The sequence below is a fragment of the Promicromonospora kroppenstedtii genome (assembly GCF_044389675.1).
Lineage (GTDB): Bacteria > Actinomycetota > Actinomycetes > Actinomycetales > Cellulomonadaceae > Promicromonospora > Promicromonospora kroppenstedtii.
In genome coordinates this window covers 72,872-98,999 of sequence record NZ_JBIRYI010000009.1, presented here as the reverse complement: position 1 = coordinate 98,999, position 26,128 = coordinate 72,872, and the positions used below count along the sequence as shown (strand labels likewise).

The window sequence follows — 26,128 nt, the reverse complement described above, 5'->3', positions numbered from 1 at the left end:
GCTCAGTACCCCTTGGCCATGACGCGCTCTCGCGCTGCCGCCACTGTGGAACCCGACTCCCGGCGGGCCATCCTGCGAAGGACGATCGGCGCGAGCACCATACCCACAACAGCCCAGAGACCGAGCACCGCGAACATCTCGAACGTGCGCCACGACTCGCCGATCTCGGCAGTGACCATGCTCTCCGGGAGCATCGCGGACCGGGCGCCGAGCCCCAGCCAGTAGTAAGGGAATGCCTGGCCCACCCACTGCAGCCACTCGGGCAGAGCGGTGATCGGGTAGAAGATCCCGGACGGGACGATGAGGAGCATCGAGCCGAGGAACAGCAGCCCGGTCTGCGACGCGCTCCTGAGCAGCGAGCCGAGCGCGACGCTGATCGGCACGGTGGCGATCATCCCGACCAGGAACACCAGCGCCAGCAGCAGGACCGTGCGGCCGTCCAGCCGCAGCTCGCTCGCGACCGTGACGGCGGGGATGACCAGGACGAGCAGGCCCACGAGGGTGGTCAGCGCGAACATGAGGATCTTGCCGACCAGGTAACCGACCATGCCGTCGGGCGTCGCCTTGGCCCGGAGCAGCGTCCCGTCCTCCCGGTCGACGGCGATCGTGCTGGCGGGCCCGGTGAGCCCTCCGAACGCGATGCTCATGCCGACGAGGCTCGGCAGCACCATGGCGCCGAGCGCGAAGTCGGTACCGGGGACGGTGCTGCCCCGCATGAAGAGCAGGACCACGGCGTAGATGACGGGGAACGCCAGGATCCAGACGAGATCGCTCGCGCTCGTGATCGAGTGCTTGGTCTCGAGCCAGCCCCGGGTCAGCCCGGCGCGGACGGCGGCCCTGCGGGCGTCGTTCCGCGTGCTCCTGGACGTGGTCGCGGTCGCGCTCATGACTGCACTCCTTCGCTCTGCTCGGCGCGGTTCGGGTCGGCCTGGTCCTGCTGGTCCTGGTCCTGCTCGGCGGGACCCGGCTCCGCGCCGTCCGACTCCGGGCGGTAGGCCTCGGCGCGGTGGACGAGCGCCATGTAGGTGTCCTCGAGGCTGGCTCGCTTGACCTCGAGGTCGGTGACGTCGGGATCGCCGGCCAGCAGCCGGCGGACGAGCCCGGTGGGGTCACCCTCGGCCACGGCGTGGATGTTCCGTTGCCCGCCCGAGGTCCAGCGCACCTCAGCCTGCGTGGTCAGCTCGCGCGCCAGCTGTTCCGCCGACCCGTTGGCGACGACGGTGCCCCCGTCGAGCACGAGGATCCGGTCCGCGAGCTTCTCGGCCTCGTCGAGGTCGTGCGTGGTGAGCAGGACTGTCGTGTTCTCGAAGTCGGCCAGACGGTGCACGAGGTCGTGGAACTCACGACGCGCGTGCGGATCGAAGCCCGCCGTCGGCTCGTCGAGGAACACCAGCTCCGGACGCCCGACGATGCCGATCGCCACATCCAGCCGGCGCCGCTGCCCTCCCGACAGTGTCTGGACCTTGGCGTTGGCCTGTTCCGCGAGGCCGACCACCCTGATCAGCTCTTCCACGTCCCAGGGCCGCGACACCTCGGGTGTCGAGTACGGGACGTAGAACCGGGCGAGATACCCGAGCAGTTCCCGGACCCGCCATCGGCTGTGGTCGCGCCACGACTGGAGCACGACGCCCAACCGCGCGCGCCAGGCCTCGTCCCCGTGCGCCGGGTCCTGCCCGAGCACCAGGACCTCGCCGGCCGACCGCATACGGAACCCCTCGAGGATCTCGATCGTGGTGGTCTTGCCGGCGCCGTTGGGGCCGAGCAGCGCGACTACCTCGCCGCGCCGCGCCGCGAAGGACACGCCCTTGAGCACGTCCTTCGTGCCGTATCTCATCCGCAGGTCGCGAACGTCGAGCGCCACGTCGCTCGACGGCCGAGGTCCGTCCCTTTCGCCCATCACACTCTCCATACCATTCATAGCAGTGATACTACATTTTGTATCTGGACCACGTCATCCCATTTTGCGGGCGCTGTCCTCAGACGCGGCTCCCTCCGGGCCTGAGCTCTGCGGTCCGGACTCCCGCGGACCAGCCCGCGCGGTGGCACGCGCGCTCCCGAGCACCCCCGCCGGGCCGATCGCTACCCGTTTCGCGACGACCCGCACGACGCCATCGCTGCGCACCTCGCACGACGCGAGCTCTGCACCGTTGCGCGCCACGGCGGCGACCGCCGTACCGCAGGGGTCGAACCCGTCCCGCAGCGCGGTCGCGCCGGCGAGCGCCCCGAGGTCGGCCGCCGCCTGCGCGGCACCGCGGGCGTTCTGGGCCGCCCCGAGCGCCGCGATCCCGACCGCGAGCAGCAGGACCGCGGCGACGATCCCCAGCACCAGGACGGTGCCGGCGCCGCCCTCGGAGTCAGCTCCCTGCTTCCTCACGGCTCGACCCATGCCGCCGCCGTCCCCGTGGCCCGCAACGGCCCGGTCACCCAACCGCCCGAGACCGGCCGTGTGACGGTCACCCGCACCCACTCGCCCTCGCGAGCGAGCGACATCCGCGCCTCGGACCCGCCCACCCGGGCGACGGTCGCCGCCACCGCGGACTCCTGCTCACCGATCGCCACCGCCCGTGCCCCCGCACGGGCCGCGTCCATGGCGCGCATCTGCGCCGTGGACGCGGCCGCGAGGGTGAGCACGGCGACGAGCACGAGGACGACGACCGGCAGACCGATGGCCAGCTCGGCTGTGACGGTGCCACGTTCCGGCTCACGCTCCGTCATGGTCAGCCGGTCGTCAGTGCCGACTGGATGAGCGACGTGAGCATCCCCTTCACGTCACCGCCCTTGAGAACTGCCATCAGCACGCCCGCGAACGCTGCCGCGGCGAGCGTCGCGATCGCGTACTCGGCCGTGGCAAGCCCGCTCTCCGACTCGTGTTCACCGGCCTCCGTCCGCGACCGGTCCTCCGGCTCGGGACAGGCCACCGCTGTCGTGATCGTCATGTCTTCCCCTCCTGCTCAGCCCCCGTCCGGCCTCTCGGCTCAGACGCAGGCACCCTGTACGGCCCGCGGCTGCGGGCCCCGTCCACCGCGCGGCGGACGGCGACGGCACGCTCGCGCGCACCGAAGCTCTCGTTCCCGGCCCACTCACCCCCTGAGCAGGTCGATGCCCAGCGCCAGCAGCACCGGGACCAGACCCACCAGCACGAAGGCGGGCAGATAGCAGACACCGAGGGGCAGCACGAGCCGCACCCCGAGCCGCGCGGCCGCCGTGCGGGTGGCCGCACTCCGCTCGTGCCGAACCTCCGCCCCGGCAGCACGCAGTGCCTCGCCCGGGGCCGCGCCATCCATCCAGGCACCGCGCAGCGCCCGGACCATCGGATCCAGTGCGACCGGCGCCTGAGCCCAGGCCCGCTCCCAGGCGGAGCCGAGCACGAGCGCATGGGCCGCCCGGTCGAGCACCGGGCCGTCCGCACCGCGAACGGCGGCCCCGACCGCCTGGAGCGCGCGTGGCACGCCCGCTCCGCACCGCAGGGCTGCCGCCACGAGCTCCAGCACCACCTGGACGTCGACGCCGGACCGCTCGGCGCCCCGGGCTGCTGCCACCAGCCGGTCCGACCAGAGGCGTCCGACCACCAGCAGCACCAGGCCCGTGCCGACCGCGACCGTGCCGATGCCTGCGTCCGTCGCCGTGCCGACCGGGTCGGCCCCGAGAACCCACCCCAGGAATCCGCCGGCGACCGGCAACCACATGAGCAGCCGGCCCGTCGTGCGCGGCCCGGCGAGCGCCGTGTCCCGTTCGGCCCGCGCCTCGGCCTCCGCGACGAGGGTCGCGGCGATCTGCTCGAGAACCCGGCCGAGCGGGGCGCCGACGTCGAGCGCGAGCCGGGTGGCCGCGATCACCGCCTCCGCGTGCCGGGGCCCGAGCACCCGGCCGAGCGCGTCGGCGTCGGGCACGCCCGCGAGGTCCGCGCTCACACCGGCGGCCCGCGACCAGGCCGCACCGGGCGGTGATCCCGCCTTGAGCAGCGCGACGACCTGCAGCACGACCACCCGGACGTCCCCGCCCGCCGGCCGCCCGGCCGCCTCTCCGCGGCTCGGCCGGGTACCCACCCCTGGATCGGCCCCAGGTGCGTGGGTCGCGACGCCGGCCGGGCCGGTGCCAGGGACCAGGCCGGCAGCACGAGCGTGGGGACCTGGGCGACCCAACACCTCGACCACCCGCCGGCCGCCACGCGCCAGCACCAGCCAGAGGCCGACCGCGACGAGCAGCCCCACGCCGAACGACTCCACGACTCTCACCACGGCCCGTACCTCCCCACCAGCTCGCTCCACGCGGCCGGGTCGGTGGAGCAGCACTCGCCGCCGTCCCACCGCGCGGCAGGGCGCACCTCCAGCTCCCCTCCCGGGCCGCGCCCTACCAGCCCGACCTCCGCCAGGTACCGGGTTCCCTGCCTGCGCCTGAGGTGCAGCACCACGTCCAGGGCACCCGCGGCCTGCGCGGCGACCGCCTCACGGGTCATCCCGGCCAGGCCCGCGAGCGCCTCCAGCCGCGCGGGCACCACGGCCACGGCGTTGGCGTGCAGGGTCGCGAAGCCGCCGTCGTGCCCGGTGTTCATCGCCATCAGGACCTCGCGGACCTCGGCGCCGCGGCACTCGCCGAGCACGATCCGATCGGGCCGCATGCGCAGGGCGTTCCGGACCAGGTCGGCAAGGTCGACCGCACCCGCCCCCTCGACGTTGGCGCGCCGGGCGGCCAGGTGCACCACGTGCGGGTGCGCGGGGCGCAGTTCTCGCGCCTCCTCGACGGTCACCACCCGTTCGCCGTCGGGCACCAGAGAGAGCAGGGCGGCGAGCAGCGTCGTCTTGCCGCTGCCCGTTCCGCCGCTGATCAGCACGTTCGCCCGCCGCAGCACGAGCGCCCGCAGGAGCCCTGCCCACTGCCGTGGCAGGGCGCGGCCGGCCACGAGCTCGTCGACCGTGAACGCGCGGGTGCGCAGCACGCGGAGCGAGATCAGCGCGCCGGACTCGGCGAGGGGTTCGAGCACGGCGTGCAGCCGGGTGCCGTCGGGCAGCCGCGCGTCCACGGTGGGACAGGCGTCGTCGAGGCGCTGCCCACCCAGCGCGGCCAGGCGGACGGCGAGCGCCCGCACATCAGCGGCCGAGCCCAGGTCGACCGGGACACGCTCCAGTCCGGCGCCCCGCTCGACCCACACGTCGCGCGGGCCGTTGACGAGCACGTCGGTCACGTCGGCTGCGTCCAGCAGCGCTTGGAGCGGGCCTGCGCCGGTGAGCTCGGCCCGCGCGGACCGCTCCAGATCGCGCAGCGCGTCGGACCCGAGCACCCGCCCGGAGTCCCGGACCGCGTCGCGCACCGCAGCCCCCGCGCCGGTGCGACCGGTCGCCAGCCGGGCACGGACGTCGTCCAACAGGGACACCTCTGCAACGCCGCCGCTCACAGGGCGGCCGCCAGGTCGTGCGCGAAGCGACCGAGCAGCGTCCGGCCCGACACCACGGGTCCCTCGCCGCGGTCGATCGCGCGAGTCAACCCGGCGTCACGGCCCACCGCCCCGGCGAGCGGCAGGCCGAGCGCGGCGCCGACGTCGTCCTGGTGGACCGCCCCGGGCGCGGGGCCGCGCGCGACCACCCGCAGGTCGGTCACACCCGCTTCGCGCAGCGCGTCCCGGGCCCGCTGCGCCCCGACGGTCGCGGGCAGGGTGAGCGGCACGACGAGCAGCGCCGTCTCGCACGCCGCGAGCAGGGCGCGCACCGCCAGGCCGTCACCGGGATCGGGTCCGCCGTCCGGCACGGACGCGCCGTCCCGCCGGGTCGCGGTACCCCAGGCCCCGGGCCGCGGCAGGTCGAGCACCAGCGTCTCACCTGCCCGCACCAGCCCCCGGCAGACGCCCAGCACGACGTCGTCGTCGGGCGGCGTGCCGGACGCCGTCCCGCTCAGGACGGGCACCGCACCCCAGCGGGGCAGTGCCGCGACCACCCCGACCCCGTCGACCTCGCCGCGCGCCTCGACAAGGTCCGGCCAGCGCGCGCCTCGGACACCGTCGCACCCGAGCAGCAGGTCCGTCCCCGCGCCGTGCGCGTCGAGGTCCACCAGCGTGGCCCGCTCCCCGCCGCGTCGCAGGCCGTGCGCCACACAGGCGGCGACCACGGACGCGCCCGCGCCTCCGCGGGCCCCGACGACACCGATCACTCGACCCGGTTCCGGCCGGACGCCACCCACCGTGCTGACCATCGCGTCTCCTCCGCCGACCCAGGCCCGGGCGCTCACCCGGGTTCCGTCATCAGGTTGGCCGGTCGGACCCGTGCCTCGCCGGCCACTTCGAGGCGGCTGTGCACGAACGGCGAAAAGTGGTGCCTGTGGTCGGGCTCGTCAGCCCGTTCCGCCGTGCGGAGGGTCTGCCATCCGGCCGGACGAGTTCCATCCGGTTGGGAGAACACGCCATCAGGAGGCGGCTCCGGCGGACCACCCCCGCTAGGCTCGTCGCGTGACCGAGCAGGTGCCCCAGACCGCTTCTCGAACGCTGTCGCACGCTCCGCGTACCGCCGCGTTCTTCGACCTCGACAAGACGATCATCGCCACGAGCTCGTCGGCAGCGTTCTCGAGGCCGTTCCTGGCGGGCGGGCTGCTCTCGCACGCCGACGTGCTGCGCAGCGCCTACGCCCACTTCGTCTTCATGATCGGCAATGCGGACGCGGACCAGACCGAGCGGATGCGCGCGCACCTGTCGTCGCTCGTGACCGGCTGGGACGTGGAGAAGGTCCGGCAGATCGTCACGCAGACCGTGCACGAGCTCATCGACCCCTACGTCTACGCGGAGGCCGTGGAGCTCATCGCCGAGCACCATGCGGCCGGTCGCGACGTGGTGGTGGTCTCGGCGTCCGCCGCGGTGCTGGTGGAGCCCATCGCGGCCGTGCTCGGCGCGGACCACGTGCTGTCCACGCAGATGACGGTCGAGGACGGTCGCTTCACCGGCGAGATCGACTTCTACAACTACGGCGACAACAAGGCGGTGGGCGTCCGGCGGCTCGCCGTGAGCGAGGGCTACGACCTGACGCAGAGCTTCGCCTACTCGGACTCCATCACGGACGCCCCGATGCTGGCCGCGGTCGGCCATGCCTTCGTGGTCAACCCGGACCGGGTCCTGAAGCGCCGGGCCGCGCAGTCCGGCTGGGGCGTGCTCGCGTTCACCCGCCCGATCGCGCTACGCCCTCGCATCGAGCCGCTCCCGGTCCTCGCGGTCGTGGGCACCGTCGCGCTGGGCGTCACCGTGTGGCTGATCTGGCGGGCGGTCCGCCGCCGCTCGGCCTGACTCCGGTCGCCAGCTACTCACAGCGTTCGGCAGTTGGCATCGAGATCGGCTCAGGCCTGAGCCGATCTCGATGCCAACTGCCGAACCGACAGGCCAACTGCCGAACAGGCCCGCGCCACCTGCCGAACACCACATCAGGTCAAGGAACGGTAAGGCCGAAGATTTTCCCCAGGAATTGCGCGCATGACAGGAATTGGCAATTGTGAAGATCGGCGCGCTCAGGTTGCTTTTGTGACGAGTAGGCAGTGTGATTGTGTTCACAGCAAGTTTTCAGGGCGGCAGGGACCGTGCTCCGGGTCGAGAAGACGTCAGTCCGATCGACAGCGAGCGACGTGCACGGTCAACCCCGTCCAGCTGGTGAGAGCGGAACCCGGCTTGAGGATGCTCCCGGATTCCGTGCTCGTAGGCCGAGATCTCGCCACCGCAGTGGCCGGGCCCTCGCACTTCCGGATCGCGAACGGAAAATGCGAGGAGCCCGGCCGCACGGCGAATCGTTTCGCGGAATGCACGCCGGCCGGAAAAGAATCACCACACCCGGCATTCTCCGGGCGTCGAAACGTCGGCAGCCGTGATTCCCGCTCATCGCAGAGCCGAACTCACCGCACCCACGGCCCATAAATCCGGCACCGCAAAATCAACGCAAAACTCGGCATCACCGCCACCGCGCCCGCGAGTACTGCGGCTGCACCCCCACGCCGGCGTCCACGGGAACCGTACCGATCTCCTCGCGCAGCGTGTGTGCCGCGCGCAACGGCCAGTGCGGGTCGCGCAGGGCCTCCCGGCCGATCATGACGGCGTCCGCCGAGCCCTCCACGAGGATCTGCTCGGCCTGGACGGCGTCGCTGATGAGCCCCACCGCGCTCACCGGCAGCCCGGACACCTCGCGCACCCGGCGCGCGTACGGCACCTGGTATCCCGGTCCGACGGCGATCGACGCGGGCGCCACGCCACCGGTCGACACGTCGATCAGGTCGGCCCCGAGCGGACCGAGCCGCTCGGCGACGGCGGCGACGTCGTCGACCCCGAGGCCCTCGTCCAACCAGTCGGTCGCGGAGAGCCGGACCAGCACGGGCAGGTCCTCCGGCCAGGCCTCGCGCACGGCACCGACGGTCTCCTCGACGAGCCGCGAGCGCGCCTCAGCTGACCCGCCGTACTCGTCGGCCCGCGAGTTGGCGACCGGCGACAGGAACTGGTGCAGCAGGTAGCCGTGGGCCGCGTGCACCTCGACCGTGTCGAACCCGGCCTCGCGCGCGCGGCGCGCGGCCGCCGCGAACTGCTCGGGCACGTCCGCCACCTGCGCGGCGGTCATCTCCGACGGCGTCGCGAAGCCCGGGTAGGGCACCGCGGACGGTGCGACGGTCGGCCAGCCGCCGTCGGCCACGGGCACGGAACCCTGCTCGGGCGACCACGGGCGGAAGGCCGAGGCCTTGCGTCCCGCGTGGGCGAGCTGGATGCCGATGCGCGCGCCGCGCTCGTGCACGAAGTCGACGATCCGCTTCCAGGCGGCCGTCTGCTCGTCGTTCCAGATGCCCGTGTCCTGCGGTGAGATGCGCCCCTCGGGCACGACGGCGGTCGCCTCGGTCAGCACCAAGCCGAACCCGCCGACGGCACGCGCGCCGAGATGCACCAGGTGCCAGTCGTTCGGCAGGCCGTCGTCCGCGGAGTACTCGCACATCGGCGCCAGCCAGGCGCGGTTGGGCAGGGAGAGGCCGCGGAGCGCGACGGGTTCGAAGAGGAGGCTCACGCCAGCCCCAACGTGGCCGCCAGCCGCCCCATTCCGGGGCCGCGGCCCGACGTCTCAGGAAGTGACACCCATTTGTGAGGGGTGTCACCGTCCGGGACTACACTCACCGACCAGAGAGAACGTCAAGGCAGCCCCAAGTATCTGCCCGAACGAACGCGAAGACGCGCACCGGAGGTCACCGTGACAGACACCAACCCGACGACGGGCTCGGCAGCCAGCCCCAGCCTCGAGAACCTTCTGCACGAGACCCGGAGCTTCCCGCCCAGCGAGGAGTTCGCGGCTCAGGCGAACGCGCAGGCCGACCTGTACGAGAAGGCGTCGGCCGACCGCCTGGAGTTCTGGGCCGCCCAGGCCCGGGAGCTCGTGACCTGGAAGACCCCGTTCACCGAGACCCTGGACTGGAGCGGTGCCCCCGTCGCGCGCTGGTTCGCCGACGGCACGCTCAACGCCGCGTACAACGCGGTGGACCGGCACGTCGAGGCCGGCAACGGCGACCGGGTCGCCATCCACTTCGAGGGCGAGCCGGGTGACACCCGTACCGTCACGTACGCCGACCTGCAGCGGGAGGTCTCCCGCGCGGCCAACGCGCTGACGGCGCTGGGCGTACAGACCGGCGACCGCGTGGTCATCTACCTGCCGATGCTCGTCGAGTCGGTCGTCGCGATGCTGGCCTGCGCCCGCATCGGTGCCGCGCACTCCGTCGTCTTCGGCGGCTTCTCCGCCGACGCGCTGCGCAGCCGGATCGCCGACGCCGAGGCCACCCTGGTCATCACGGCCGACGGCGGCTACCGCCGCGGTGCGCCGTCGGCCCTCAAGCCGGCCGTCGACGAGGCGCTCGCCCCCAAGGAGGGCGCCGACCCGACCACCGTCCGCAACGTGCTCGTCGTCCGGCGCACCGAGCAGGACGTCGACTGGGTCGAGGGCCGGGACGTCTGGTGGCACGAGGCCCTCGCCGCTGCCTCCGACCAGCACGAGCCGGTCGCCGTCGAGGCGGAGCACCCGCTGTTCATCCTGTACACCAGCGGCACCACCGGGAAGCCGAAGGGCATCCTGCACACGACCGGCGGGTACCTGACGCAGGCGGCGTACACCCACAAGAACGTGTTCGACCTCAAGCCGGAGACCGACGTCTACTGGTGCACCGCCGACGTCGGCTGGGTCACCGGCCACTCCTACGTGGTCTACGGGCCGCTCGTGAACGGCGCCACGCAGGTGCTGTACGAGGGCACGCCGGACACCCCGCACCGTGGCCGCTGGTGGGAGCTCATCGAGAAGTACAAGGTATCGATCCTGTACACGGCGCCGACCGCGATCCGCACCTGCATGAAGTGGGGCGACGACATCCCCGGTGGGTTCGACCTGTCCTCCCTGCGGGTCCTCGGCTCGGTGGGCGAGCCCATCAACCCCGAGGCGTGGATGTGGTACCGCCGCGTCATCGGCGGCGACAAGGCCCCGATCGTCGACACGTGGTGGCAGACCGAGACCGGCGCCATCATGATCAGCCCTCTCCCGGGCGTCACGGCGACCAAGCCCGGCTCGGCGCAGGTGGCCCTGCCCGGCATCGCCGCGACCGTGGTCGACGACGAGGCCCAGCCCGTCCCCGACGGCGGCGGCGGCTATCTCGTGCTCTCCGAGCCGTGGCCGTCCATGCTCCGCGGCATCTGGGGCGACCTGGAGCGCTACAAGGAGACGTACTGGTCGCGGTTCGACGGCCTCTACTTCGCCGGTGACGGCGCCAAGAAGGACGAGGACGGCGACATCTGGCTGCTCGGCCGCGTGGACGACGTGATGAACGTGTCCGGCCACCGGCTCTCCACGACGGAGATCGAGTCGGCGCTCGTGTCGCACGAGATCGTGGCGGAGGCCGCCGTCGTCGGCGCCGCGGACGACACCACCGGCCAGGCCGTCGTCGCGTTCGTGATCCTGCGCGGCAGCCACGCCGGCCGGGCCTCCACACCGGAGGGCGCCGCCGAGGTGCAGAAGGAGCTCCGCGACCACGTCGGCAAGGAGATCGGCCCGATCGCCAAGCCGAAGAAGATCCTCGTGGTGCCGGAGCTGCCCAAGACCCGGTCCGGCAAGATCATGCGCCGCCTGCTGCGCGACGTCGCCGAGGACCGCGCCGTCGGCGACGCGACCACGCTGGCCGACTCCTCCGTGATGGACCTGATCACGGCGGGCCTGGCGGCGCCGTCGGCCTCCTCGGAGGACTGACCGACTCGCTAGGGCATCCTGCCCGGCCGCCGGTCGAGCTTGTCGGGACCCCGGTCTCGACAAGCTCGACCGACGGGAGAAGATGAACGCATGCGAATCGCCGCCCCCATCGAGATCGGCCCGCTCGACGCCGACGCCCAGCAGGCCGTCCGGGACCTGGCCCAGGCCGCGGAGGCGCACGACGGCGTCGCGCCGCTGTCCGAGCAGCCCCTGCTCAACCTCGGCACCGACGCGGAGTGGATCACCCACGTCGTCGCGCACGACACGGCGGGCAGCACCGTCGGCTACGTGCAGATCGACCGTTCCGGCGAGACCGCGAGCGCCGAGCTGGTGGTGCACCCCGACCACCGCCGGAACGGACGCGGCCGGGTGCTGCTGCGCACCGCGGAGCGCGACGCCACGCTCCCGTCCCGGTCCGGGGAACCGGGCCAGCAGGGCAAGCAGCTCCGGGTCTGGGCGCACGGCGACCTGGAGTCGGCCCGCGGTTTCGCGGCTGCCTCGGGGCTGCGGCCCGTGCGCGAGCTGCTCTTCCTGGCCCGCCCGCTCCCGGCGGTGGACGGGACGCCCGAGCCACCCTCCGGCTACCACGTGCGCACCTTCCGCCCCGGGGCCGACGACGACGCCTGGCTCCGGGTCAACGCGCGCGCCTTCGCCACACACCCGGAGCAGGGCCGCATGTCGCTCGACGACCTGCGCGCCCGCCAGGGCGAGCCGTGGTTCGACCCGGAGGGATTCTTCCTCCTGGTCCCCGACGCGCCGCAGGGCGCAGGGGCCGAGCCGGTCGCGTTCCAGTGGACCAAGACGGAGCCGGGCCAGCCGGACGACGCCCGCGACGGCGAGATCTACGCGCTGGGTGTCGACCCGGACCACCAGGGCGAGGGGTTCGGCCGCCTGCTGACGGAGGTCGGGCTGGACCATCTCGCGCGGACCGGTGCCACGCGCGCCGTGCTCTACGTGGAAGGCGACAACACGCCCGCGCTGGCGACGTACGAGCGGGCGGGCTTCACGCGGGCAGCTGTACACGTGCAGTATGCCCGCCCGTGACGGACGCTCTCCGGAAGCGTCACCCACTGTGTACCGAACGGTGACACCATGAACCACATGAAGGACAGCGCTGGGAACGCCTCCACCAGGACCCGGGACAAGAATGGGCGATTCATGAAGCAGACCCCCCGTCCGGCGAGCCCCGAGTCCACGAACGGCTCGGCCGGCGACGGCCCCGAGCAGGCGGACGCGCCGACCGACGGCGTCCCCACCGCCGGGTCTGTGAAGACCGCCCCGGCCAAGGACGCACCGGCCAAGGACGCCCTTGCCAAGGCCGCGCAGCCCAAGCCTGCGCAGTCGCAGTCGAAGTCGTCCGCGCCCCGGCAGGCCCTGCCGAAGCCGGCAGCCCCGGCGGGCGATTCCCGGGCGGAGGACATCCTGGCGCCGCACTCCCTGGACCCGAGCCTGGCCGCGCACATCGCGGAGCACATCGCCGAGAGCCCGGGCGGCACCAGCGTGCTGGACCCGCTGCTGGGCGAGCCGCTGCCGGTGGACCGGTTCGCCGACCGGGAGCTGAGCTGGCTCGCGTTCAACCAGCGGGTGCTGGAGCTCGCCGAGGACCCGCGCATCCCGCTGCTGGAGCGCGTGCGTTTCCTCGCGATCTTCGCGTCCAACCTGGACGAGTTCTTCATGGTGCGGGTGGCCGGCCTGCAGCGCCGCATCGCGACGGGCATCGCGGTCACCAGCGCCTCGGGTCTCAGCCCGCGCCAGGCGTTGTCGGCGATCTCCGAGGGCGCGCACACCCTGATGACCCGGCACGCGCGCGTGTTCGAGGACGAGGTGCAGCCGGCACTGGCCGCCGAGGGCATCACGCTGGTGCACTGGGAGGAGCTGGACACCAAGGAGCAGGAGCGGCTGCACAAGTTCTTCCGCAAGCAGATCTTCCCGGTGCTCACCCCGCTGGCGGTGGACCCGGCGCACCCGTTCCCCTACATCTCGGGCCTCTCGCTCAACCTCGCCGTCGTCGTGGCGAACCCGGCCACGGGCAAGGAGCACTTCGCGCGCGTCAAGGTGCCGCCGCTGCTGCCGCGCTTCATCGCGGTCGACGCGTCGGGCAAGCCCCGCCGCCCGGGCACGAAGAAGGCCGACCCGCAGCGCGGCCCGCTCTCGTTCGTGCCGCTGGAGGAGGTCATCGCCCAGCACCTCGACTACCTGTTCCCCGGGATGGAGGTGCGGGACAGCCACACGTTCCGTGTGACCCGCAACGAGGACGTGGACGTCGAGGAGGACGACGCCGAGAACCTGCTGCAGGCGATGGAGAAGGAGCTGCTGCGCCGCCGCTTCGGCCCGCCGGTGCGGCTGGAGATCCAGAAGGACATCAGCCCGCGCATCCGGGACCTGATCGTGCGCGAGCTGGGCGTGAAGGAGGAGGAGGTCTACGAGCTGCCCGCGCTGCTGGACCTCACGGGGCTCAACCTCATCGCGGACCTCGACCTGACCTCGCTGCACTACCCGCCGTTCGTGCCGTCGACGCACCGGCACCTCGCGGAGGTGGAAAGCTCCAAGCCGACGGACGTGTTCGCCGCGATCCGCCGCCGGGACATCCTGCTGCATCACCCGTACGACAGCTTCTCCACGAGCGTGCAGACGTTCCTGGAGCAGGCCGCGGCCGATCCGAACGTGCTCGCGATCAAGCAGACGCTGTACCGGACCTCCGGCGACTCGCCCATCGTGGACGCGTTGATCGACGCCGCCGAGGCCGGCAAGCAGGTCCTCGCCCTGGTCGAGATCAAGGCACGGTTCGACGAGGAGGCCAACATCTCCTGGGCGCGCAAGCTCGAGGAGGCGGGCGTGCACGTCGTGTACGGGATCGTGGGCCTCAAGACGCACTGCAAGCTGTCGCTCGTGGTGCGCCAGGAACCCGACGGCTCACTGCTGCGCTACTGCCACGTCGGCACGGGCAACTACCACCCCAAGACTGCGCGCCTGTACACGGACCACGGCCTGCTGACCTGCGACCCCGACGTCGGCCAGGACCTGACCCGCCTGTTCAACCAGCTCTCCGGGTACGCGCCGAAGTCGACGTTCCACCGCCTGCTCGTGGCGCCGCGCGCCGTGCGGTCGGGGCTGGTCGAGCGCATCGAGCGGGAGGCGGCCGCCGCCCGCGCGGGCCACGAGGCGTGGGTCAAGATGAAGATCAACTCGGTGGTCGACGAGACGGTGATCGACGCCCTGTACCGCGCCTCCCAGGCCGGTGTGAAGATCGACCTCGTGGTGCGCGGCATCTGCGCCGTCCGGGTGGGTGTGCCGGGCCTGAGCGAGAACATCCGGGTGCGGTCCATCCTGGGCCGGTTCCTGGAGCACTCGCGCATCTTCGCGTTCGCCAACTCGGTGGGCCCCGCGATCGCCGAGGGGCCCGAGACGGGCCCTGAGGTGTTCATCGGGTCGGCCGACCTCATGCACCGCAACCTCGACCGTCGCGTCGAGACGCTCATCCGGATCTCCGACCCGACCCACGTCGGCGAGCTCCTGGGGCTGCTGGACGAGTCGATGGCGGACACGACGGCGTCCTGGCACCTGCTGCCGGACGGCACCTGGGAACGTCCTTCCTCGGGTTCGGAGGGCAACGGCCTCCGCGACCTGCAGGCGGTCCTGATCCAGCGGCAGCGGCGTCGGCTCGAGCCTGTCCGGTGACGGGGCGGAGGTCGGTGGTGGGCACCGAGCCGACGACGGCGACCTCGCCCCCGGCGGGGACGCACGCCCCTGTCGTGATGACCGCCGGCGGGATCGTCTGGCGCCGTCGGGCCGGCAAGGTGCAGGTGCAGCTGGTGCACCGACCCCGGTACGACGACTGGTCATGGCCCAAGGGCAAGCTGGAGAACGGCGAGACGTTCCAGAACGCCGCGATCCGCGAGGTCGGTGAGGAGACGGGCCGGCAGATCGTGCTCGGCCGCCCCCTGCCCGGCCTGCAGTACCTCACGCCCGAGGGCCGCGTGAAGCGCGTGCACTACTGGGCGTCGCGCCGGGCGCGCCGGGGCCGGGACACCGCCGGGCTCGCGGCGCGCGCGCCAGTGGCCCCGGTGGACCGCGACGAGGTCGACACCGCGGAATGGCTGGACGCCGACGACGCCGCCGCCCGGCTCACACGGCACTCGGACCGCAGGCCGCTGGACGCCCTGCTGGCCGCCGACGCCGAGGGCGTCCTGGACACCCGCGCGCTGGTGATCGCGCGACACGGGCGCGCGGTGTCCCGCACGTCCTGGCACGGCGGCGAGCGCGACCGGCCGCTCACGCCGTTCGGGCACGGACAGGCCGCCGCGCTCGTACCGGTGCTCGCCGCGTACGGCGTCGAGCACGTGATCAGCTCCCGGTGGGAGCGCTGCGCCACCACGATCGACCCGTACGTGCGCGCGTCCGGCGTGCGGCCGAGCTACAGCGAGTACCTCACCGAGGCGCAGCACGAGCGCTCGCCCTCGCGCGTGGCCGCGACCGTCGGCGAGCTGCTCGAGGAGACCACGGAGTCGTCCGTGATCTGCACCCACCGCCCCGTGCTGCCCACGGTGCTGGACGTGCTGGCCCAGCACGCGACGGGCTCGGTGGCGGCCGGCCTGCCCACGGCGGACCCGTTCCTCGAACCGGGTGAGGCTCTCGTGGCGCACATCGCCGAGACGCCTGCGGGACCGCGCGTCGTGGCCACCGAGAAGATAAGTCCCCAGGTCTGGTGACCCGCTCGGCCACCATCGTGGTGGACACACGTTCCATTTCGGCGCACTATCGGTCACCATGAGCAGCGACCAACGACCGCCGAGACGGCCGGCCATGCTGGATCCCCGGGACGCCGACGCGCTTCCCGGCGAGGTGGACCCTGCCCTGCGTGACGAGATCGCGCACGCGACCGCCCGGGCCCTCGTGGACCGCGCCCGCACCACCGAGGACCCGAAGGTGGTCGAGCGACTCATCCACCTCGTCGAGAACGAGGGCCTCGACACCGTCGCGGGCCTGTGGGCCGACGCCGCCGCGGTCTCCCTGCCCGGCGCCCTGTGGCGCCTCTACGTGCTGCGCGAGTGGGTGCGCCGGGACATGCCCACCGTCATGCTCAGGTATCGACTCGGTGTGGAAGCCGCCCCCGTCCAGGAGGCCGTCGCGGGCGTGCCGAGCCCGCCGGAACCCGGTGACCTGCAGGTACTGGCCGACGCCGTGCTCTCCGGCGTGTTCACCGGGGACCTCGCCGTCGCGCTCGAACGGGCCGGCGCCTTCTGCCGGATCCTGTCGACCGGGGCGGCCTTCGACGCCGACTCCCGGGAGGTCGCCGACCCCACCGGCGCGACCCGTATGACCCGGGGCGCGAGCTCCCTGCTGCGCACCGCGGAGGAGCTGGAACGCGCCGCTGACCTGTGGCGCACCGGGTCCCTCGAGTAGGCCCGCGCGCTGTCAAGCCCTCCGCGCGGGCGTGCCCTGTGACGTCCGACCCCCTTGGCAGATCCGCACGCGCGACTAGTATGGTTCACGCGACGCCGGGCTGCGGTAGCCCCGGGCTCCACCTCAAGCCGCTACGAGCGGCCCCGCGCCGAGAGGCGCTCCCGGTTCGGCGTCGCTCTACTTCCCCTCCTGTCGGCCCTTGAGGCCGCACCGATCGCGGTGCTCCCAGGCCTGTGCCGTGTGTCACGAGTTGCCAAAGCAGGACCTTGCAAATTGGCGATAGTCGGCAACAGCCCTACGCTGATCTCTGTTCCAGAGCCCTCAGAACGGGAGCCCTCGTGCGCCTTACTCCGCGCGACACCACGTACTTCGACCTTCTCGCCGCCCTGGCCCAGCATCTCGTGAGGGGTTCGTCCCTGTTGGCGGAGCTGCTCGGGGCCGACAAGGCCGGCCGCGAGAAGCTGGCCGAGGAGATGCACGACGTCGAGCACCTCGCCGACGACGCCACGCACTCGATCATGCGGCGCCTCAACCAGACCTTCGTGACGCCGTTCGACCGCGAGGACATCTCGAGCCTGGCCTCGGCGCTGGACGACTGCATGGACGAGATGGACGAGGCCGCCGACCTGATCGTCCTGTACAAGGTCGAGGGCCTGCCGGACCGCGTCTCGGACCAGGTCCAGGTGCTGCAGCGGTGCGCGGAGCTGACGGCCGAGGCCATGCCCCGGCTGCGCTCGATGGACAAGCTCGCCGACTACTGGGTCGAGGTGAACCGCCTGGAGAACCAGGCGGACAAGCTGCACCGCAAGCTCATCGCCCAGCTCTTCGACGACCTCGCCGGCGACCCGGTCCAGCTCATGAAGCTGAAGGAGATCGTGGAGGTCCTCGAGAACGCCGCGGACAGCTTCGAGAAGGTGGCGAACATGGTCGAGACCATCGCCCTCAAGGAGTCCTGAGTTGGAGGTCGCCCTCGTCGTCCTCGTGGTGGCGCTCGCCCTGAGCTTCGACTACACGAACGGCTTCCACGACGCCGCCAACGCGATCGCGACGTCGGTGTCGACCCGGGCGCTGACGCCCCGCGTCGCCCTCCTCATGGCGGCGACCATGAACTTCGCGGGCGCCCTGCTGGGCACCGAGGTCGCGGAGACCATCGCGACCTCGATCGTGGACCTGACGGGCGCCAGCACCCATGCCGAGCTCGCTGTGGTGCTGTGCGCCCTGCTCGGCGCCATCACGTGGAACCTGATCACCTGGTGGTTCGGGCTGCCGTCCTCGTCCACGCACGCCCTCATCGGCGGGCTCGTCGGGGCCGGGCTGGCGGGCGGCATGGCGGTCTACTGGTCCGCGATCGTGGACAAGGTCGTACTCCCCATGGTCATCTCGCCGCTGGTGGGCTTCGGCCTCGCGTTCGCGGGGATGATCGCGGTGCTGTGGATCTTCAAGAGCGCGGCGCCGGCCAAGACGCACCGGCGCTTCCGGATCGCGCAGACCGCCTCGGCGGCCGCGATGGCGCTGGGCCACGGCCTGCAGGACGCGCAGAAGACCATGGGCGTCATCTACCTGGCGCTGCTGACCGTCGGCTGGGCCAACCCCGACACAGGCATCCCGCTCTGGGTCAAGCTCTCCGCGGCGGCCGCCATCTCGGCGGGCACCTACTCGGGCGGCTGGCGCATCATGCGCACGCTGGGTCGCAAGATCATCGAGCTGGACCCGGCCCGCGGCTTCGTGGCCGAGTCGGTCTCGGCCCTCGTGCTGTACGTCAACGCGTTCGTGCTGCACGCTCCGGTCTCCACGACGCACACCATCACCTCGGCGATCATGGGCGTGGGCGCCACCCGCCGGCTCTCCGCCGTTCGCTGGGGCGTGGCCAAGAACATCGCGGTCGCGTGGGTCCTGACCATCCCCGCAGCGGCCCTCGTGGCCGCCCTGGCGACCTGGGCGCTCTGGCCGTTCCTCACCTGAGGCCCACCTGAGGCCCGCGCCCTCCGGGGCGGTCCGCGGACGGCGCCCGGGGCACCCGGCGGACCGCTCGCCGCGCGACTGCCCCGGGGAGCGACTTAGCATCGCAGCATGAGCACTGGTCACACGGCCCCGAACGCCACCGCGCAATCGGCCCACCGGAAGGCGACAGCCCTGGCGTTCGCCGCGGCGGTGGGCGGCTTCCTGTTCGGCTTCGACAGCTCGGTGATCAACGGCGCCGTCGACGCCATCCAGGGTCAGTTCTCGCTCAACCCGACGATCACCGGGCTCGTGGTCGCCGTGGCGCTGCTCGGCTGCGCGCTGGGCGCCTGGGCCGGCGGGCGCCTGGCCGACCGCTGGGGTCGCACCAACGTCATGGTGCTCGGCGCCGTGCTGTTCTTCGTGTCCTCGATCCTGTCGGCCATCGCGTTCTCGGCGTGGGACCTCGCCGTCTGGCGGTTCATGGCCGGTGTCGGCATCGGCATCGCGTCCGTGATCGCGCCCGCGTACATCGCGGAGATCGCGCCCGCCGCGATGCGCGGCCGTCTGGGCTCGCTGCAGCAGCTCGCGATCACCGTCGGTATCTTCGCGGCCCTGCTCTCCGACCAGATCCTCGCCGAGTCGGCCGGCGGCGCCGCCAACGTCCTCTGGTTCGGCTGGGAGGCCTGGCGCTGGATGTTCCTCGTGGCCGTCGTCCCCGCCGCGGTCTACGGCATCCTGGCCCTGCGCATCCCCGAGTCGCCCCGCTACCTCGCCGCCAAGGGGCGCGACGCCGAGGCCCGCGCCGTCCTGGCCAGCGTGCTCGGCCCGGACGAGGACGTCGACGACCGCCTCGCCCAGATCCACCGCAGCATCGTGATCGACGAGGCCAACGCCTCCGAGGGCTCGCTGCGCGGCAGCGCGCTGGGCCTCAAGCCGATCGTCTGGGTCGGCATCCTGCTGTCGGTGTTCCAGCAGTTCGTCGGCATCAACGTGATCTTCTACTACTCGAGCACGCTGTGGCAGGCCGTCGGGTTCGACGAGAGCCAGGCGTTCCTGGTCTCCACCATCACCTCGGTCACCAACGTCGCGGTCACGTTCATCGCCATCGCGCTGATCGACAAGGTGGGCCGCCGTCCGCTGCTGCTGATCGGCTCGGCCGGCATGGCGGTGTCCCTGGGCCTCATGGCCCTCGCGTTCACGCAGGCCACCGGCACGGGTGAGAACATCTCGCTCAGCGGCCCCTGGGGCGTCATCGCCCTGATCTGCGCCAACGCGTTCGTCGTCTTCTTCGGCGCCTCGTGGGGCCCGCTCGTGTGGGTGCTGCTGGGCGAGATGTTCCCCAACCGCATCCGCGCGGCAGCCCTCGGCGTCGCAGCGGCCATGCAGTGGATCGCCAACTTCGCGATCACCCTGACGTTCCCGCCGCTGCTGTCCGCCTTCGGCGCCAGCGTGCCGTACCTGATGTACGCGGCCTTCGCGGCGCTGAGCTTCTTCTTCGTGTTCACCAAGGTGCCCGAGACCAGGGGCGTCGAGCTCGAGGACATGGGCGACGAGTCCCGCGCCGGCGCCTGACGCCGTCGCCGAACCCTGACCGGACGGCGCCGCTCCCCCACCGGGGAGCGGCGCCGTCCGCTCTTGCGCGGCCCGACCGGGCTGCCAGGCAGCGCGGCCGAATGACGTGTAGCGCAGGTCACACCCGGTCACCCGGACGGACGCCGCCAAGACCCTTGCATTCGGCAACCATCGAGATATAGTTGCTCTAAGCAATCAAACGCGAGGCACCATGACTTCTCACAGCAGCCGGACGGCACCCGGCACCGAAGCTCCGGCCGTCGCCCTGATCACCGCGCTCCAGAGTCTTTCCCGCGCCCAGCGGGAGGCGGCGGCCCGTATCGCCCACGAGCTCGACTGGCCCAGGGCCGGCGTCGCCGTGCTGCACCTGCTCGACAGGTGCGGCCCGGCCTCCCTCTCCGACATCGCGGCGCGCCAGCGCGTCGACCTCTCCGTGGCGAGCCGCCAGGTGAGCACGCTGGCCGACGCCGGGTACGTCGTGCGCACCGTCGACGACGAGGACCGCCGGGTGCGCACCGTCGAGCTGACGGACTCGGGCCGCGCCCTCGCGGCCGAGGCCACCGAGCAGTACTCGATCCTCATCGACCAGGCATTCGCTGCCTGGTCGCCCGAAGACCTCGCCGAGGCGACCCGCACGCTGGACCGCCTCGTCGACACCATCAGTGCGAACACCACGCACCGCAGAACCCCCCAGAACCAGCAGGAGTGTGCATGACCAGCCCCAACACCACGTCCACGGTGGTCGAGCCCGACCACCTGCAGGGCGAACCACCCGCCATGACGCACACGGAGGTTCTCCGGGCACTGTCCGGGATCCTCCTCGGCATGTTCGTCTCGGTCCTGGCGATGTCCGTGGTCTCGTCGTCCCTGCCGAAGATCATCACCGACCTGGAGGGCGGCCAGTCGGCCTTCACCTGGGTCGTCACGGCGACCCTGCTGACCTCGACGATCTCGACACCCATCTGGGGCAAGCTCGCCGACCTCACCAACCGCAAGACCCTGATCCAGATCGCGCTGGTCATCTCGGTGCTGTCGGCCGCGGCCGCCGGCTTCTCGCAGGACGTCGGCCAGCTCATCACGTTCCGCGCCTTCCAGGGCATCGGCGCGGGCGGCCTGCAGTCCCTGGCCGCCGTGCTCATCGCCGACATCATCAGCCCGCGCCAGCGCGGCCGGTACATGGGGCTCATGGGCTCGATCATGGGTATCGGCATGGTCGGCGGCCCGATCCTCGGCGGATTCCTCACCGACGCCATCAGCTGGCGCTGGAACTTCTTCGTGGGTCTGCCGTTCGCGATCGCGTCGATCATCGTCCTGCAGATGACCCTGAAGCTGCCCAAGCGGCCGAAGGGCTCCGCCCGCATCGACGTGATCGGCGCCACACTGATCTCCGTCGGCATCGCCACCCTGCTGCTGTGGATCACCTTCGCGGGCAGCGAGTTCGACTGGATCTCGTGGCAGACGTTCGCGATGGTCGGCGGCTCCCTGGCGATCCTGGCGATCGCGGTGCTCGTCGAGCTGCGGGTGAAGAACCCGCTCATCCCCATGTACCTGTTCAAGAACCGCACGCTGGTGCTCGCCGTCATCGGCTCGGTCGCCGTCGGCGTCGCGATGTTCGGCTCCTCGGTGTTCCTCAGCCAGTACATGCAGCTCTCCCGCGGCAAGACGCCGACGGAATCCGGTCTCTACACCATCCCGATGGTCGTCGGCCTGTTCCTGTCGTCCACGATCAGCGGCCAGCTCATCTCGAGGACCGGCCGGTACAAGCCGTACATGGTCACCGGCGGCGTGCTGCTGACGGGCGGCCTGCTGCTCCTGTCGACCCTGGACTACCACACGTCCTTCGTGCTGGTGTCGATCTACCTGTTCGTGCTCGGCGCGGGCGTCGGCATGCTCATGCAGAACATGGTGCTGGCCACGCAGAACACCCTGCACATCAAGGACTCGGGCTCGGGTACGTCCACCGTGACGTTCTTCCGCTCGCTCGGCGGCGCCATCGGCGTCTCCGCGCTCGGCGCGATCCTTGGGCACAGCGTCAAGGAGAACCTCAAGGACGGCGTCACCGCGATCGCCCCTGAGCTCGCCAAGCAGGGGATCGACCCGTCGGCGCTGTCCTCCGGCGGCGGCACGCTGCCCGATCTCTCGACCCTCCCGGCCCTGCTGGTCGAGGTCGTCGAGAAGGCCTACGCGAACGGCATCGCGGACATCTTCCTCGCCGCCGTACCGCTCGCGCTGGTCGCCCTGGTCTGCGTCTCCCTCATCAAGGAGGTGCCGCTGGGTCACCGGTCGGGCATCGACCAGCTCCAGGACCTCGAAGCCGCCGAGGTCTAAAGCTGGCAAGCGGGGGATTTCGTGCCCGCGGGCTGTGATCCAGGCGCTTGACGCGTCATCATGGGCGCATGCTCTCGAGTACAGGCAGGTCCAGCAAGGACGCGGCGCAGGGTGTCGCCGCCGGCAGGGGTGCCGGCGGCGACACCGCCGACGAGCGCGCGACCACTCCCGGACCGTTCGAGGGCCTGGAGCGTGAGGTGCGCCTGGTGATCCGCCGCGCGCAGTCCAACGGTGCGTCGATCGCCCAGCGCGTCCATCCCGAGCTCGACGCGAGCGCCTACCCCCTGCTGGCGCACATCGCCGAACGACCCGGGGCCCGCGGTTCCGACCTCGCCACCTTCTTCGGCGTCGGGCGCGCCACCGTGTCGCGGCAGCTCAGCCGCCTCGTCGAGCTCGGCCTGGTGGAACGCACCGTCGACCCCGACGACAGCCGGGGCCAGCGGATCACCCTGACGCCCGACGGCGTCGACCGCTTCGAGCGGGCCCGCACCAGCCGGGTCGCCATGCTGGAGGGCGCCCTGGCGACCTGGGAGACGGAGGACGTCGCCCAGCTCGCCCGGCTGCTCAACCGCTACTCAGCGGACATCGTGGCGTGGAAGCAGAGCGTGCGCTGACGCCGCTCGTCTGCCGTCAGGCCTCTTCGAACGTGAGGCTCACCGAGTTCATGCAGAACCGGTCGCCCGTCGGGGTCTGGGGCGCGTCGTTGAACACGTGCCCCAGGTGGGAGCCGCAGTTCGCGCAGCGCACCTCGGTGCGCACCATGCCCAGCGAACGGTCCTCGATCAGCTCGACGGAGTCGCCGGCGAGCGGGCTGTAGAACGACGGCCACCCGCAGTGGGAGTCGAACTTGGTCTCCGACCGGAACAGCTCGGCGTCGCACGCGCGACACCGGTAGACACCGGTGCGCTTCTCGTCGAGCAGCTCGCCCGTCCACGCACGCTCCGTGCCCGCCTGGCGCAGCACCGCGTATTCCTGGGACGACAGCTGCTCGCGCCACTCCTGGTCGGACTTGGACACCTTGTAGGTCATCTCGACACCTCCAGCCATGTCAACCTCGCGCCGTTCGCGAGTGTTCCCCGAGACGGGTCAGACCCACAGGTCACTCGCGTGACCTGTGGGTCTGACTCGTACGGGCCTCAGTTCGCGGCGGACGCGTTCGGGTTGCCCGCGCCGCGGCCGCGGCCGCCCCGCCGACGACGACGCGGTGCGCCGTCCGGCCGGGGGAAGTGGTCGGCGGCGGTACGGCCGCCGCCCGACGCCGGACGCCCACCGCCCCGCTGCCCGGTCGCCTGAGCGGCACCGCCGGTGCTCTGGCCACGCGACTGGCCCTGCCGGCCGCCGCCCTGCGCGCCACCCTGGCCGGAGCCCTGGCGTCCGCCCTGGGGCGCGCCCTGGCCGGACCGGCCGCGGCCACCCTGGCGCTTGGGCTGACCCTGGCGGGCCGGCTGCTGCGGGGCCGGCGGCACGTACTCCACGTAGGGGGCGACCTCGCCCACCAGGCTGGTCACCGTGGCGTCGCCGGGGGCCACGTCCTGGGGACGGGCGGTGATCTTGGCCTTGCGGGTCAGGTCACGCACGTCGCCGCGCTCCTCGGGGAGCATGAGGGTCACGACGTCACCGCCGGAGCCCGCACGCGCCGTCCGCCCGGAGCGGTGCAGGTACGCCTTGTGCTCGGCGGGCGGGTCCACGTGCACCACGAGCTCGACGTCGTCGACGTGGATGCCACGGGCCGCGATGTCGGTCGCCACGAGCACCTTCACCTCACCGGAGGAGAACGCGGCGAGGTTGCGCTCGCGCGCGCCCTGACCGAGATTTCCGTGCAGGTCGACGGCGGGCACGCCCGCGGCGGTGAGCTGCTTGGCAAGCTTCTTGGCCTGGTGCTTGGTGCGCGTGAACAGCACGCGGCGGCCGGTGCCCTGCGCGAGCTGCTGCACCACGTTCTTCTTCGCGTCCTTGTCGGCCACGGCGAGGATGTGGTGCGTCATCTGCGGCGGCGGCGCGGCGGCGTCGTCCACGGAGTGGGTGACGGGCTGGTGCAGGTAGCGCTTGACCAGCACGTCCACGCCGTTGTCGAGCGTGGCCGAGAACAGCAGGCGCTGCGTGCGCGCACCCGTCTTGTCGAGGATGCGCTTCACGCCGGGCAGGAAGCCGAGGTCGGCCATGTGGTCGGCCTCGTCGAGCACGGTGATCTCGACGTCGTCGAGCGTGAGGTGCCGCTGGCCCAGCAGGTCCTCGAGCCGGCCGGGGCAGGCAATGACGATGTCGACGCCGGCGTTCAGCGCGGTGACCTGGCGCGACTGCGCCACGCCGCCGAAGATCGTGGTGGTCTTCAGGCCGAGGGCCTGCGCGAGCGGCGCGATCGACTCGTCGATCTGGTTGGCCAGCTCACGCGTCGGGGCCAGCACGAGGGCGCGGGGCCGGCCCGCGGCGCGGCGAGCCTGCCCCGAGGCGGCGGAACGAGCGCCGGACATCGCGAGGCGCGTCACGACGGGCAGGGCGAACGCGAGGGTCTTGCCGGAGCCGGTGCGGCCGCGACCGAGCACGTCGCGCCCGGCGAGGGAGTCCGGCAGGGAAGCCGTCTGGATGGGGAACGGCGAGGTGATGCCGCGGTCCGCCAGGACGCGCACGACGGGCGCGGGCAGACCGAGGTCGGCAAAGGTAGTCAAGGATGGGCCTCTCGGGCTCGGTGGCGGCGCGTCTCGCGCCGGTGGTCCGCCGTGCTCACACCGGCGGGAGAGTTGCTCACCCGGGCCGGGGCCACGACGTCGGGCAGCCTGTGCCGCCCACGACCGTACATTCTCGCACGTTCGGGAGCAGGTGGCTGCGGCGCACGTCACGTCCGGTGTGGTTCTATGTGGCGCATGGATTCCGCAGCGACCAGCTCCGCCGGACCGTTCGCCGCCATCGGCGACGTGATCGGCACAATCTGGACCAACGCGGTCACCCCGGTCGACCCGCCGTCAAACCTCATGGTGCTGGCCATGGCGGCGGTCGCCCTCGTCGTCGTGCTCTTCCGGCCCCTGTGGCACATGGCGCGGCACGTGATCACCATCGCGCACGAGGCGTCGCACGGCCTGGGCGCCCTGCTGACCGGCCGCAAGCTCGAGGGCATCCGGCTGCACTCCGACACCTCGGGCCTGACCGTGTCGCGTGGGAAGCCGCGCGGCCCGGGCATGGTCATCACGGCGTTCGCGGGCTACGTGGGCCCGGGCCTCATCGGTCTCGGCGCCGCCTGGCTGCTCAAGCTCGGCTACGCCGTGGGCCTGCTGTGGCTGCTCGTGGCCCTGCTCGCGCTGCTGCTCCTGCAGATCCGCAACTGGTTCGGCCTCTGGTCGATCCTCGTGAGCGGTACGGCCCTCGTTTTCGTCACGTGGTTCCTGGCGCCCGAGGTGCAGAGCGCCGTCGCCTACGCCGTCACCTGGTTCCTGTTGCTCGGGGCGGTACGGCCGGTGTTCGAGCTGCAGGTCCAGCGGTCGCGCGGCCAGGCCCGGACCTCGGACGCCGACATGCTCGCGCGGCTGACCGGCGTGGGCGGCCTGCTCTGGGTGATGCTCTTCCTCCTTGTGACCCTCGGCGCCCTGGTGCTGGGCGGCTCGTGGATCCTCGGGGTGGCGCTCTGAGGGGTACCCCGCGCCGAACCGCCTGACGCCGCTGCGCACGACGAAGGC

The 26,128-nt window shown here is 72.1% G+C and carries 24 protein-coding genes; 13 read left to right on the top strand and 11 right to left on the bottom strand.

The features are described from left to right. Positions 1 to 2: 2 nt before the first annotated feature. From ACH47X_RS15675 to ACH47X_RS15640, 8 genes are all read right to left on the bottom strand, one after another. Positions 3 to 887, bottom strand: coding sequence for an ABC transporter permease (locus tag ACH47X_RS15675; RefSeq protein ID WP_397405518.1), 885 nt, complete (start codon positions 885 to 887; stop codon positions 3 to 5). After that, on the bottom strand, positions 884 to 1,897 hold the full coding sequence (locus ACH47X_RS15670; protein ID WP_397405517.1) for an ABC transporter ATP-binding protein: 1,014 nt from the start codon (positions 1,895 to 1,897) through the stop codon (positions 884 to 886). The genes ACH47X_RS15675 and ACH47X_RS15670 overlap by 4 nt, the downstream gene beginning before the upstream one ends. A gap of 54 nt (positions 1,898 to 1,951) precedes the next feature. Then, positions 1,952 to 2,374, bottom strand: a complete 423-nt coding sequence (locus tag ACH47X_RS15665; RefSeq protein ID WP_397405516.1) for an Rv3654c family TadE-like protein — start codon at positions 2,372 to 2,374, stop codon at positions 1,952 to 1,954. Beyond that, the gene (locus ACH47X_RS15660; RefSeq protein ID WP_121384833.1) at positions 2,371 to 2,715 is read right to left on the bottom strand and encodes a TadE family type IV pilus minor pilin; all 345 of its coding nucleotides are present in this window, start codon (positions 2,713 to 2,715) and stop codon (positions 2,371 to 2,373) included. The genes ACH47X_RS15665 and ACH47X_RS15660 overlap by 4 nt, the downstream gene beginning before the upstream one ends. A gap of 2 nt (positions 2,716 to 2,717) precedes the next feature. Further along, complete coding sequence (locus tag ACH47X_RS15655) at positions 2,718 to 2,936, bottom strand: DUF4244 domain-containing protein (RefSeq protein ID WP_397405515.1); 219 nt, start codon at positions 2,934 to 2,936, stop codon at positions 2,718 to 2,720. Between the two features lie 144 nt (positions 2,937 to 3,080). Then, positions 3,081 to 4,238, bottom strand: coding sequence for a type II secretion system F family protein (locus ACH47X_RS15650; protein WP_397405514.1), 1,158 nt, complete (start codon positions 4,236 to 4,238; stop codon positions 3,081 to 3,083). Then, a complete protein-coding gene (locus ACH47X_RS15645; RefSeq protein ID WP_397405513.1) occupies positions 4,232 to 5,362 on the bottom strand; it encodes a TadA family conjugal transfer-associated ATPase in 1,131 nt (376 codons plus the stop codon). The genes ACH47X_RS15650 and ACH47X_RS15645 overlap by 7 nt, the downstream gene beginning before the upstream one ends. Positions 5,363 to 5,388: 26 nt before the next feature. Then, positions 5,389 to 6,183: a pilus assembly protein FlpE gene (locus tag ACH47X_RS15640; protein ID WP_397405512.1), complete on the bottom strand. Its 795-nt coding sequence runs from the start codon at positions 6,181 to 6,183 to the stop codon at positions 5,389 to 5,391. Positions 6,184 to 6,436: 253 nt separating this feature from the next. On the opposite strand from ACH47X_RS15640, the gene ACH47X_RS15635 reads away from it, so the two are divergent. Beyond that, a complete protein-coding gene (locus tag ACH47X_RS15635) occupies positions 6,437 to 7,261 on the top strand; it encodes an HAD family hydrolase (protein ID WP_397405511.1) in 825 nt (274 codons plus the stop codon). 652 nt (positions 7,262 to 7,913) lie between these two features. Here ACH47X_RS15635 and ACH47X_RS15630 read toward each other — a convergent pair. Beyond that, positions 7,914 to 9,005, bottom strand: a complete 1,092-nt coding sequence (locus ACH47X_RS15630; protein ID WP_397405510.1) for an NADH:flavin oxidoreductase/NADH oxidase — start codon at positions 9,003 to 9,005, stop codon at positions 7,914 to 7,916. Between the two features lie 180 nt (positions 9,006 to 9,185). Here ACH47X_RS15630 and acs point away from each other — a divergent pair, with 180 nt between their 5' ends. From acs to ACH47X_RS15575, 11 genes are all read left to right on the top strand, one after another. Then, positions 9,186 to 11,216 carry an acetate--CoA ligase gene (gene acs / locus ACH47X_RS15625; protein WP_397405509.1) on the top strand — a complete coding sequence of 677 codons (2,031 nt, stop codon included), beginning with the start codon at positions 9,186 to 9,188 and terminating at the stop codon, positions 11,214 to 11,216. A 90-nt stretch (positions 11,217 to 11,306) separates the two neighbouring features. After that, a complete protein-coding gene (gene mshD, locus ACH47X_RS15620) occupies positions 11,307 to 12,260 on the top strand; it encodes a mycothiol synthase (RefSeq protein WP_397405508.1) in 954 nt (317 codons plus the stop codon). A gap of 114 nt (positions 12,261 to 12,374) precedes the next feature. Continuing rightward, entirely contained in the window at positions 12,375 to 14,894 is a 2,520-nt protein-coding gene (locus ACH47X_RS15615) for an RNA degradosome polyphosphate kinase (RefSeq protein ID WP_397405507.1), read from the top strand. 17 nt (positions 14,895 to 14,911) lie between these two features. Continuing rightward, positions 14,912 to 15,925 carry an NUDIX hydrolase gene (locus ACH47X_RS15610; protein ID WP_397405506.1) on the top strand — a complete coding sequence of 338 codons (1,014 nt, stop codon included), beginning with the start codon at positions 14,912 to 14,914 and terminating at the stop codon, positions 15,923 to 15,925. Between the two features lie 94 nt (positions 15,926 to 16,019). Then, a complete protein-coding gene (locus tag ACH47X_RS15605) occupies positions 16,020 to 16,619 on the top strand; it encodes a hypothetical protein (RefSeq protein ID WP_397405505.1) in 600 nt (199 codons plus the stop codon). 338 nt (positions 16,620 to 16,957) lie between these two features. After that, positions 16,958 to 17,575, top strand: a complete 618-nt coding sequence (locus tag ACH47X_RS15600) for a DUF47 domain-containing protein (RefSeq protein WP_026365765.1) — start codon at positions 16,958 to 16,960, stop codon at positions 17,573 to 17,575. Between the two features lies 1 nt (position 17,576). Beyond that, positions 17,577 to 18,581: an inorganic phosphate transporter gene (locus tag ACH47X_RS15595; protein ID WP_142032309.1), complete on the top strand. Its 1,005-nt coding sequence runs from the start codon at positions 17,577 to 17,579 to the stop codon at positions 18,579 to 18,581. Positions 18,582 to 18,689: 108 nt separating this feature from the next. Further along, positions 18,690 to 20,132, top strand: coding sequence for a sugar porter family MFS transporter (locus tag ACH47X_RS15590; protein ID WP_397405504.1), 1,443 nt, complete (start codon positions 18,690 to 18,692; stop codon positions 20,130 to 20,132). Between the two features lie 211 nt (positions 20,133 to 20,343). Next, positions 20,344 to 20,847 (top strand): MarR family winged helix-turn-helix transcriptional regulator, encoded by a 504-nt coding sequence (locus ACH47X_RS15585; RefSeq protein WP_397405503.1) that lies wholly within the window; start codon positions 20,344 to 20,346, stop codon positions 20,845 to 20,847. After that, a complete protein-coding gene (locus tag ACH47X_RS15580) occupies positions 20,844 to 22,460 on the top strand; it encodes an MDR family MFS transporter (protein ID WP_051432846.1) in 1,617 nt (538 codons plus the stop codon). The genes ACH47X_RS15585 and ACH47X_RS15580 overlap by 4 nt, the downstream gene beginning before the upstream one ends. 68 nt (positions 22,461 to 22,528) lie before the next feature. Beyond that, positions 22,529 to 23,074 carry a MarR family winged helix-turn-helix transcriptional regulator gene (locus tag ACH47X_RS15575; RefSeq protein ID WP_397405502.1) on the top strand — a complete coding sequence of 182 codons (546 nt, stop codon included), beginning with the start codon at positions 22,529 to 22,531 and terminating at the stop codon, positions 23,072 to 23,074. A gap of 16 nt (positions 23,075 to 23,090) precedes the next feature. Here the strand turns inward: ACH47X_RS15575 and msrB are convergent, their stop codons facing one another. After that, the gene (gene msrB, locus ACH47X_RS15570; protein ID WP_397405501.1) at positions 23,091 to 23,489 is read right to left on the bottom strand and encodes a peptide-methionine (R)-S-oxide reductase MsrB; all 399 of its coding nucleotides are present in this window, start codon (positions 23,487 to 23,489) and stop codon (positions 23,091 to 23,093) included. 107 nt (positions 23,490 to 23,596) lie between these two features. Continuing rightward, positions 23,597 to 25,126 carry a DEAD/DEAH box helicase gene (locus ACH47X_RS15565; RefSeq protein WP_397405500.1) on the bottom strand — a complete coding sequence of 510 codons (1,530 nt, stop codon included), beginning with the start codon at positions 25,124 to 25,126 and terminating at the stop codon, positions 23,597 to 23,599. 186 nt (positions 25,127 to 25,312) lie between these two features. Here ACH47X_RS15565 and ACH47X_RS15560 point away from each other — a divergent pair, with 186 nt between their 5' ends. After that, positions 25,313 to 26,080 (top strand): M50 family metallopeptidase, encoded by a 768-nt coding sequence (locus ACH47X_RS15560; protein ID WP_397405499.1) that lies wholly within the window; start codon positions 25,313 to 25,315, stop codon positions 26,078 to 26,080. Positions 26,081 to 26,128 lie beyond the last annotated feature (48 nt).